Annotated in this window: 7 protein-coding genes; 1 reads left to right on the top strand and 6 read right to left on the bottom strand. The window is 51.9% G+C overall.

Annotated features, from left to right (window positions below):
• Positions 1 to 310, top strand: a 310-nt coding sequence (locus HMPREF1023_RS07065) for an ATP-binding protein (protein ID WP_035578697.1), incomplete at its 5' end; no start/stop codon positions are given.
• Here HMPREF1023_RS07065 and HMPREF1023_RS16175 read toward each other — a convergent pair.
• The 6 genes from HMPREF1023_RS16175 to HMPREF1023_RS15715 all read right to left on the bottom strand — a co-directional run.
• Positions 264 to 605 carry a hypothetical protein gene (locus HMPREF1023_RS16175; protein ID WP_369707142.1) on the bottom strand — a complete coding sequence of 114 codons (342 nt, stop codon included), beginning with the start codon at positions 603 to 605 and terminating at the stop codon, positions 264 to 266. The two genes, HMPREF1023_RS07065 and HMPREF1023_RS16175, sit on opposite strands and share 47 nt — an antisense overlap.
• An 85-nt stretch (positions 606 to 690) precedes the next feature.
• On the bottom strand, positions 691 to 2,103 hold the full coding sequence (locus HMPREF1023_RS07060; RefSeq protein ID WP_158295201.1) for an SLC13 family permease: 1,413 nt from the start codon (positions 2,101 to 2,103) through the stop codon (positions 691 to 693).
• Positions 2,103 to 3,086 (bottom strand): Gfo/Idh/MocA family oxidoreductase, encoded by a 984-nt coding sequence (locus HMPREF1023_RS15230; protein ID WP_009305512.1) that lies wholly within the window; start codon positions 3,084 to 3,086, stop codon positions 2,103 to 2,105. Before HMPREF1023_RS15230 ends, HMPREF1023_RS07060 begins: the two co-directional genes overlap by 1 nt.
• Positions 3,083 to 4,105 carry an NAD-dependent epimerase/dehydratase family protein gene (locus HMPREF1023_RS07055; protein WP_009608947.1) on the bottom strand — a complete coding sequence of 341 codons (1,023 nt, stop codon included), beginning with the start codon at positions 4,103 to 4,105 and terminating at the stop codon, positions 3,083 to 3,085. The genes HMPREF1023_RS15230 and HMPREF1023_RS07055 overlap by 4 nt, the downstream gene beginning before the upstream one ends.
• Entirely contained in the window at positions 4,102 to 9,495 is a 5,394-nt protein-coding gene (locus HMPREF1023_RS07050) for a non-ribosomal peptide synthetase (RefSeq protein ID WP_035578694.1), read from the bottom strand. Before HMPREF1023_RS07050 ends, HMPREF1023_RS07055 begins: the two co-directional genes overlap by 4 nt.
• Positions 9,492 to 10,173: phosphopantetheine-binding protein (locus tag HMPREF1023_RS15715; RefSeq protein ID WP_009305509.1), on the bottom strand; the 682-nt coding region annotated here is incomplete at its 5' end. The genes HMPREF1023_RS07050 and HMPREF1023_RS15715, both read right to left, overlap by 4 nt.

The raw sequence follows: 10,173 nt of genomic DNA, 5'->3' as shown, positions 1-10,173 counted from the left end.
CGAGCTGAACGTGAGCAAGAACGAGGATTGGCTCAAGGCGAAGAAGCGCTACACGAAATGCGACTTGCTGATACTGGACGATTGGCTTTTGGAAAAGCTCGAGGGGAAGGCGGCGCGCGAGCTTTTAGAGATAGTCGAGGCGCGCTTGCGCAGCGGGTCCTTATTGATTTGCTCGCAGTTCTCGCCAGCAGGCTGGCATTCAAAGCTCGGGGAAGGAGCAATCGCAGATGCCGTCATCGACCGCATAGTCTATCGGTCGGACGTCATCCATATTGAAGGCGACGAGTCAATGCGCAAGCGCATCGGCTAAGAGCATAACCGGCCGTATTGGCCAAGAGGGGCGCTTGCGCGCCCCTCGCAATCAGAGCAACCCGCATTGCTACGTGGCAGTCTGCCATGGAACGCTGTAGCAGTGGAGCGTGGAACGGTGTAGCAAAAACGGCGCAATAAGCAATTCCCTCTGCTACAAACGAGAAATCGTCTACGAGAGGCTCCGATATTCTATTTTCATGACCTGGATAGCAAATAGCGTAGACAGGAAGTTTCCTGCGAATCTCGCGTGCGACAGATCTGAATGCATTGGGTCCTCCGCCCGCATGGGGCACAAATACCAAAGCTGTTCCTCTCGCTTGCTCTTTCTGATTGAGATCGACTATCCAATTGTTCACGCTTGTCCTCCTAGGAGCGATCCTACAAAACGTCTGCAAGAAAAAGCCAGCCAGTCACGAGTACCTGCTGAACAAGCGCAAGGCAAGTCATGGGAGCGCCAAGCTTCATTACGGTCTTTTCGCCGTACCCAGCAAGCTCCATGCCAGAGGCAATCGGTGCCTGATGCATCGAAAGAAAAAACTGGCTGGCAATCATTTGGTATGCGATCAGAACAGCGCCCGCATCGCTTACGCCCAATCCCGCTACATCGCCGAACGATATCAGTATGGGAAAAATAACGACAGCGGTGGCCAACACTGATCCTATCAAAGTATGGATGGCCAATGATATTGCTGATATAAAAATGACGGTTGACAGAATATCGCTTGGTAAAGAAGCTGGGAGCGCCGTATCGGCAATCCACTGGCTCATACCTGTGGCTTCGCCTACAGATCCGATCGACAACGCACAGGTGAGGAATACAAGAGTTCCCACGGGAACGTCTGCAAAAGCTTTTGCGTCAAGTACTCCGATTCGAGGTAGGAACATAAGCGATGTGAGAAGCATAGTTCCCCACGCTATACCTATTCCCATGAAAGGGTAAAGCAACCAGAATGCAATCATCAGAGAGAGCCACAAAGCCATCTTCTTTTCTTTAGGGCTCAATCTGCCAAGGTCTTCTAACGAAGCGCGGCTTTTTACCCCATCTACAAAGACCTTTCCAGACGGCTTAAACACTCTTATAAACAGAACTGTCACTAAAAATAAGTAGATGATGTTGGGAATGCCTATAGTGCTGAACCAGCCAACCCAGCTCAACCCTAATTCGGAATATTCAACAACGAGTGTATTGAGGGCTGGTTCCGAAGTCAAAAAGATAAGTGTCGTGGGAACTGCAAGCGCAAAACATGCAAAATTGATTACAGCGGCATCCGTCTCAGATACGCTATTTTCTTTGCACACTTCTTTTGCAACTGCCAATATGACGAATGTTCTTGCAAAGGCGCTTGGAATGATCAGTGCGAACAACAGCTCTATGACGGCTATCGCTGCAATGAGCGATTGAAAACCTTTGACTTGACCGGATGCGCAAATACTCAGAGCTGCTCTTCTAGCAAGTCCAGACCTTTCAACTCCAGAAGCTATGAGAAACGCGCAAAGCACCAGCCATAGACCGCCTCCTTCGTTCGTCCAGCCAGAAAAAACTGTTAGCGGATCAGAGGAGTTCGTGATGAGCAGTAGCCCCATATACAGCATGCCCGTAATTGGGGCCGGCATCACTCCGCTTGCCCAAAACGATAAAGCACCGAGAGTGAGAGCAAGCTGAATACGTGCTGGGCTTTCCAACTCCGGCAATGGAAATATCAAAACGAGAAGCCCAGCGGTCAAACCTACCGAAGCAACAATGCCTTTTAAATGAAGCTTTCCAAATGACGCTGTTCGCTCGACTACCATTAACGACGTTGCCTCAATTCGCTTGGGGCACCTAAGGCCGAAGTAAACTCTTGCCAGGCTAGGCATGCGGAAATCTGGAATTGGGTTGTGGCAAGGGAGTTGCGCTCTCCAAGTCTCTCCGAGAGCATATTGGCAATCCCCTTCGGCCACTGTTCAGCGAGGATAGAATTATATGCCTCTGCTCTCCTATGAAGAACGTTAATACTTGCGCTTTCGACGGTTGAGAGATTCGAGCTGTCGGCTGCTGCCTTTCCGACATGAAACCGTGGCGTCCAAAGAACATCTCCGTAAACGTCGCATAGGGACAGAATGCCTTTATCCGAGCAAACATCCATCCGCATCAGGGCTATGGCATTATTGTCTGGGTCACTGGAATCCATTTCGTTTTGGAATCGAACGGAAAGGGGAACTCCTCCTACTTCTCCGACTAGGATGTCAAAAGGACCGGCATCTGCTATCTTCTCCAATCTGAAAGGATGCAAGCTTCCGGCCACTTTCCCAACCACCTCTACAAAAGGGTATGCTACTTGTACGCATGTAGTCACATCTATGCTTAGCAATTCGTGTTCCTTGCGAAGGGAAGCTGCGGCATCAATGAAGCGCTTAACCGAATCGAGATATGGATAGAAACCGTTAAGCATGAATTTGCAATCATGTTCTGCAGCGCATCTGGTCAGCTCAAGAACCTCGCTGCTATGCATGGGCTGCTCTTGGATTACGTGAATGCCCTTCTCGAGGAAGGAGCGAGATATTTCAACTCCATCTCCTCCAACCATGGCTGATCTTACCACGACACAAGCAAGATCTATGTTTGCCGGAACGGCATTAGCCCCTTGATACAGAGGAACTCCGTATGATGCAGCCAAGGCGGCGCTTCTCTTGCTCCCCCTGCCTACAATACCAGCCAGCTCTACATCGTCGGCAATCTTAATGCCCTCGGCATATACGCTTCCGAACGTGCTCCCCACAACCACGGCTTTCATAACTCGCCTTCCTCGACTTCAAACAAAGACTTTGACGGTGCAATTTCGATTCGAGCACTCTTAGACAAAGATAGAATTCCGTATATCGCCAGTTCTGGATCAAGCAGATCGGGCAAGTTGTATACGCCATTGGGGATGCTCCCAGCAAGGAAACTCTCTATGGCATAGCATGCCACTGCTGCAGTTAGCTCATAGCTGTCGGCCGATTTAACAATGTAGGCCATTTCTCCAGAAGTTGCAGCCAACGTATAAAATGCCTGTCTACCCATAGCATCGATGGATGCGGCTATGCTGATTTTCTTGCTTGCTTCTTCGAGGCTCTGGGTTTTCGACAACTGTGCGTCGACAAGAGCCTTGCAAAACAGATCACCTACAAATACGTTATACCATTCAAGTCTTGGAAGTGCCTCCTTCTCGGCTATGACTCTCGCCTCTTCTGACAAAAAGGCTCTGCAAAACGACCCTTCGGGAAAGCAAGAGGGGGCGGGGGTTGGATCGTGGTCAAGTTCGCGGACTGCGCCGCTACGCCACATGGAGCCATTGTTGCCATATCCCGACGTATCGGACATGCTCAAAACTAGATCCGCCGCAGCACCCAGAGAGATATCTTGGACTCCCCCGGCAAAGCCAACAATATCCTGTCCTTTGTTTGCGGAAATAGCCATCTTTAGTAGAAGACCCGAGAGCCCCGGCACCATTCCTGCAGAAAATACAACCGGTGTTTCCGCCGATTCGTCAGCTAGGGTTTTGCACAGGTTTTCGCAGCCGGCAACGTCAAAGTATGCAACGCCTGAGCTTATGGCGGTTCTTGCTGCTGGTTCGCTCAGTAGATACGCGGGGCCAGCGCAGTTGACCACCGCATCGCATCCATCGAGAAATCTTGACAAAGAACTAGGGTCTGTCATGTTGACGATGAATCCGGCCGAGCGAGAACCGAGGCGAAGCTCGTACCCCTTAGCTTTCAGCATGTCGGCAAGCAGTGATCCAACATGCCCGCTCGACCCAAGCACTCCGATCATCGAAGCCCCACTCTCTTTGCGACATCTTTTGCGTGTTCTCCGGATATGCAGGTAAAGTGATCTCCTTCTATATCTTGGGTGTCTATCCCCATGAGGGCGACGCTGTTCCAGAAAACCGTTTCATCACCACCGATGTTCTTGAATAGCCCCATTCTTCCACTGTCTCGCAAAAAGTGGATAGGGCCAAGATAGGGTTTTGATTCGTATTCCATTACTGCAATCAAATTATGTTTGAACGTCCTGTAAATTTGGGTCAATCTTTCTACGACGTTGCTATCGGCGGTCACGGTTGAAAGTATCCTACGCATGCGCTCGTTCGAATCTAGGGAGGCAATCTTCTTCAGTTTTTCGACAACAGGGCCTTCACCATCGAGAAGATCCAATACTCCGGGGTGTCGGATCTGGGCATCAGCGATTGCGTTGGCGAAGGCTTCGTCGTCTTTCGGATACCCGAGGTCTTCAGTTGGGGCATTAAGTACGCGAGCAAAAGCATACTCAATCATTACGTCTTCGGTGATTTTGAACGGGAACCCATATGAGCTGATGACAAAGAGATCGGCAACGGTTTCTCCCTGCTCCATCAGGTTTCTTGCAATCTCTGTTGCGATCAAACCTCCCATGCAGTATCCCACTATCCTAAAGCTGCATCCATTCCATTCCGAGAGGCGGTCGGCATACTCTCTTCCGAGGGTTTCTATAAGAGATCGGGTGTCATAATCCAAGGCTTTTTGCATGTCGGGCATTTGCACACCGATGATGAGTTTGTCACCCGAAGCGCTAATAAGGTCGCGGTATGGGTCAAGAGTGCCTGTTCCGTCATGCACCAATACGTTAACGACGCCATCTCCGTTTCCGTCTTTCAATACGACAACAGGCGCCATCTGCCCTTTGGGCGCGGCCTTTTCTGCTTCTTCTGTACTGGAGAGCGCGAGTGCGAGTGAGCTGACCGTTGGGCTTTCCATCATCTTTCTCAAAAGCCACTCCCATTCAAGCTCAGCCGCTTCGTCTACGTTCTTCTTTATCTGGGCTGCGAGTTTGGTGGCCAAAAGCGAATCGCCTCCAAGCTCAAAGAAGTCATCATCCCTCCTGACGCTATCTGCTCCGAGTACTTCAGAAAACTCTACAGCTAGGCGTGCTTCCAAATCGCTACGGTAGCTGTCTCTCTCATCTCCGATGCCCGCAGTTTTCGACTGCGTTCTTCCGAGCAGTGGTAGGCGTTTAAGCTCGGCTCTGTCAACCTTTCCGTTTCTCGAAAGGGGAAGGGTGTCGATTATCCCAATGGCTTCAGGAATCATGTATGAGGGAAGGGTTTCTTGTGCGGCTGATACCACATCATCGACCGAAAGCGCGGCTATATCAGCCTTTGCTTGTGCGACTATCAGGTGCTGGCCAAAGAGATCCGGTTCTTCGTTCGTAGGAGAGCAGTCCGTCAAGCCAAAACCTGCTTTTGCGAGGATTCCGCTCCATTCGTCGAGGTTAAGGAATACCTTGCTGGTTCCTGCACGCAAATCCGAGTACTCCATCCCGAGGGCATCTTGGAAATCCATGCTGACCATAAGGGGAAAGCTCTCGCGCGTGGCCTCAATAAAGGCCAAAATGCCTCCCGGAGAAAGAAGGGATTTGATTTGCCCCAGCCCTGCAAGGACATCGATGCAATTATGGAGTACGTTTGCGCCTACGATGAGATCAAATGAGTTGTCTGCAAGTCCCTGAGTTCTGGCATCCTTATTGACATCGTAGATGGCGTAGCCAATCCAGTTTTTACCTTCGTAGCGATTTCGGGCTTCAGAGAGGAAGAATTCAGAGATGTCAGTAAAAAGATATGTGCTCCCCGTTCCCTCAAGCGCATCGATGAGCGAGTCGCTGCTGCCTCCCGTACCGGCCCCGACCTCAAGAACTCTCAACCCACCCTTGATGCGCGCAAATTCCGAAACCATGCTAACTAGTGTGGAGTTGAGAGTTTTGGAGGCTAGGTTGTCCCTGTAGGTTGAAGCGGCTACATCAAAACCACCTTCGGGAAAAAGTATGGATAAATGATCCACTTTCCCCGACACGAGGCCGGATAAGGAATCTATGCATGTGTGCAAAAACGACAAAAGCCCTTTGCTGTACTCGACTTTCAGTTCCAAGGATTCGAGCTGTTGCCATAAAGCTTCAATGTCGCCTCTCTTATAATCGTCCGAGAAGCAAAACGAGTCGCCCTTTGCATTGAGCGCTTTCATGTCGACGAGAGACTTCGCCCATCTCTCTAGGAGCCTTCTGTTCCTCTCTTTGGCATTGAGTCCATGCATCATGTCATCCATTGAGAAGCCATCTTTGCTAACGGCATCTGCTATCAAATTCATCATGGCCGACAAGCAGACCTCGTCAACTTTGCGGCAATACTCTGCAACTTCGTTGACAGCCATTTTGCTGAAGCGATCTCTCATACATTCTTTCATGGCGACCGTAGATCTCTTGAACAAGGATTCTGCCTTGTCGGGATTGACCTTTTCGGCGATGACTGCGGCGAGAAGATGCTTGTCGGTTTTATCGTTGTCGGCAGCAAATGCGACAGCCTTGTCCACTCCCGGTGCCTTTTCTAAAGCGGCTTCCACTTCGCCTAGCTCGACGCGGTAACCCCGTACTTTAATCTGCTGATCTGCACGCCCGAGAAACTCGATGTCGCCGTTTTCCAGGTATTTGCCCATGTCGCCGGTTCGATAGCATTTCACTCCATCCCGCATTATAAAACTCTCGGATGTTCGAACAGGGTCATTGAGGTAGCCCGAAGCAAGGCTCTTTCCGCTAATGATGATTTCACCCGGAACGAGAAGAGGCAGCGATTCAAGTTCGCGTCCTACGATATCAAACTCCTGGTTGGCAAGAGGCTTTCCGTAGGGAATGCTTGCCTTTTCCGAATCCGATGGATTGATTTCGTGGAAGATCGACCAGATTCCTCCCTCGGTGGCACCGCCGAGGCTCACCATTTTCAAGTGAGGGATTTTATCTGCGATATCGTTGGGTAGAGAGACGGGTATCCAGTCGCCAGACAAGAGAGCGAGCCTCAAGGAAAGAGAGGGGACATCCGGAGCCGTATCAAGGTAGTAAGAAAGCATTTGCATCTGCTGGGGGACAGAATTCCATATCGTTACCTTGCGTTTAACAACTACGTCGCACCAGCTCGACGGATCATTAAGTGATGAGGGTTCGGGGAAGATAAGCTCTCCTCCGACGGAAAGGATTCCAAATATATCATATATAGCTAGGTCGAAGGTTAGCTCGGCCAATCCGATGATCTTGTCGCTCTGCCTAACGTTGAATCGAGAATTTATGTCGGCGATGGTGTTCCACGCGGCGGCGTGGCTCACCGCCACCCCCTTCGGCACCCCGGTGGAGCCGGACGTGTAGATCACGTAGGCTTCGTCAGATGGCAAAGTCCGATCCTCGAAGTTAGCGGAAATGTCATCGCTTAGGATAAGGTCGATATCCATAGCCTCTTCTTTGCCGGCCAAGTCAAGCCTTTCGAGGGTTTCAGCTTTGGCGAGAACCGCGCCCACTTCCGCATTGCCCATAACGGTGTCGACTCTTGATCGAGGATGGTCAGGGGATAGAGGAATAAAGGGAGCGCCGGCAAGGCTGCAGCCGATCACCGCAACTACTTGTGCAATGCTCTTCTCAAGAATGATCGCAGTCCGAACTCCTCGCTTTAACTTATGGGCCACTTTGAGGGAAAGCGCCCTCAGCTCCGCATATGTCACAAACTCATCTCCCAATCGCACGGCGGGGAGCTCTGGATGAGAGAGGGCTGTCTTCATAAAGTCTGAGTGGAGGGTACTCGACACTATTTCTTTGCCGGTGTCGTTTGCTGCGATACGAACAAGTTTCTGCTTTTGAGGTAAATGGACTATTCGTGTCTCTTCCCATGTCGCTTTGCTCGAGGCAAGACTTCTAAGGGTCTGTTCGAAGGATGAAAAGGCATCTGAAACCAGACCGTCAGGGAAGACTCCAGCGCGCTCATCCCAATTGATTACAAGAGACCCATTCCACTCCATCGCTTGGCAGTCAAGCCATACTTGGGGGGTTTGTGAAAGTCCGCCGATGACTCGAGAGCCACGAAAGAGGCTTGTTTCACTCAAGGACGATCCTCCGCGTAGGCCGATGCTGCTCGTGAAAACGAACGGCATGAGCGCCCCACCGCCCGCACGTCCACGTCGTCGCGCGATCTCTCTCAGCACGGAGACTCCGGAGAAGCTTCTATGTTCAAGATCCGACCATAGCTGTGATTGCGCTGCACGAGCGCGGGAGAAGAAGGGCGCGCGCTCGTCACGAATCAATCCCAATAGGCTTGACATTGTGAAATCACCGACCGTACGCATGATTCCAGGAATGTCGTCCCCCCTGTTCAACATTGTCATATTGATCGTGAAATCCGATGATTCCGCCCACAGCGCCAAAGTGTCCGAGAATGCAGCGACCAATGCAGCTGTGGGGGTAACCCCTTTCTCTGCGCTTGTGCGACGGAATTCTGCCCATTCGTTATCGGTAAGGCTCATCTGGTGCCTAATGAATCTAACTCCCGTTCGCACGTCAGGATTCGGCCCCATGGGAAGCATAGGGGCGGGAGGCAATTCGTCAATGCGTGCCGACCAGTATTCCTCATCTGCTTTTAGAGAAGGGCTGGAAACTCCTCGGGTTTTTGCATCCATGACAAAATCTCTGAAGGAAATCTCGTCGCTGCTATCTAGTTGCTCGCCGTCATATGCCCGAGCCAGATCATTGAGGATTATGGTAATGCTCAAAAAGTCACAAAGAGCCAAGTTGACTGATATGTGGAGGATTGACTTAATCCCATCAGTACTCACTTTCAGTTCGTACGGATGGACCGAGGTTGCATAATCCTTGTGATCCATGGTTCTACGACATTCGGAAGCGACCTCTTCTAAGCTTCGCGATTCGGCTTCGACGAATTCAATCAATCCCACATCATATTCTTCCAGCACCTGCTGATAACCGTCTTCAGAAATGACCGAGTGAAGTACGTCATGCCGAGCCACCACTTTTCGCCATGCGTTGTTCAATCGCTCGAATTCAACGCCTCCCAAGCTAATCTCCATGTACCCTTGGCATCCCACTCCGCCGTAGGGATAAGCTTCGCTCTTGCCAAGCTGATAAGCTTGCTGTATGTCTGTAAGAGGATAAGGATCGTACCTTTTCTCGGGCTCGCGCTTTATCGGGCGAGGTTCGTTGAAGGCTGCGATTACAGCATCCCTGTTCTTCTTTATCAGGTTAGCCCTTTCTACCGTCATGGCTCCAGATGGCGCTCTGAATTTTAGCTTTCCGTCCTCGACCCATAAACGTATTCCCGCATCTGCCATCTCTTCAAGAAGGCATCGGATCTCGTCCATCATAGGGTTCCCTCCTCATATGTGTCCCCGCATGTCGTATCTATCTTTTGGCAGATTCCGGCTACAGTCGGATCGGATATAAATTCTTGAAGTCCAATTTTGAATCCAAGACGCTTTTCCAAAGCGCTCGTCATTCTCATGGCCATGAGGCTGTCGCCGCCCAGCTCGAAGAAGTTCGACTCCCTTCCGACGGGCCCCGCATCGAGCAGCTCCTCCCACACCGACGCCACGGCGCGCTCCGCTTCGGTGGCCGGTTCGGACAGGGAGGATGCGGACGGGGCCGCTTCGGGGGCCATGCCGGCCAAGGCCTTTCGATCGACCTTCCCGTTCGCGCTCAAGGGCCACTCGTCTAGGACCGTCACGTCATGGGGGACGAAGTAGGAGGGAAGGAGCCCGGCCACGCGGGACAGCACCCCGGCCGGATCCACGTCAGCCCCCTCGTCGGCGACCACGAACGCATGCACCACCGAGCGCTCGCGCTCGCCGGCCGCGACGGCCACGGCCCCCTTCACCCCGGGGCATCCGGCCACGGCGGCCTCGACCTCGCCCAGCTCCACCCTGTGGCCGCGTATCTTCACCTGCTGCTGGGAATCCTTGCGACCGAGGAACTCCAAGACGGCTCCGGGCCAGTAGCGGCCCATGTCCCCCGTCCGGTACCAGCGCCCCCCGTCCTCGACGAAG

Source organism: Eggerthella sp. 1_3_56FAA, from assembly GCF_000185625.1.
GTDB lineage: Bacteria > Actinomycetota > Coriobacteriia > Coriobacteriales > Eggerthellaceae > Eggerthella > Eggerthella lenta.
This window is presented reverse-complemented; position numbering and strand designations above follow the sequence as displayed.

Bases quoted from the DNA above. Each gene is read 5' to 3' on its own strand.
- HMPREF1023_RS07060 (WP_158295201.1), bottom strand. From the start codon at position 2,103: ATGGTAGTCGAGCGAACAGCGTCATTTGGAAAGCTTCATTTAAAAGGC.
- HMPREF1023_RS15230 (WP_009305512.1), bottom strand. From the start codon at position 3,086: ATGAAAGCCGTGGTTGTGGGGAGCACGTTCGGAAGCGTATATGCCGAG.
- HMPREF1023_RS07055 (WP_009608947.1), bottom strand. From the start codon at position 4,105: ATGATCGGAGTGCTTGGGTCGAGCGGGCATGTTGGATCACTGCTTGCC.
- HMPREF1023_RS07050 (WP_035578694.1), bottom strand. From the start codon at position 9,495: ATGATGGACGAGATCCGATGCCTTCTTGAAGAGATGGCAGATGCGGGA.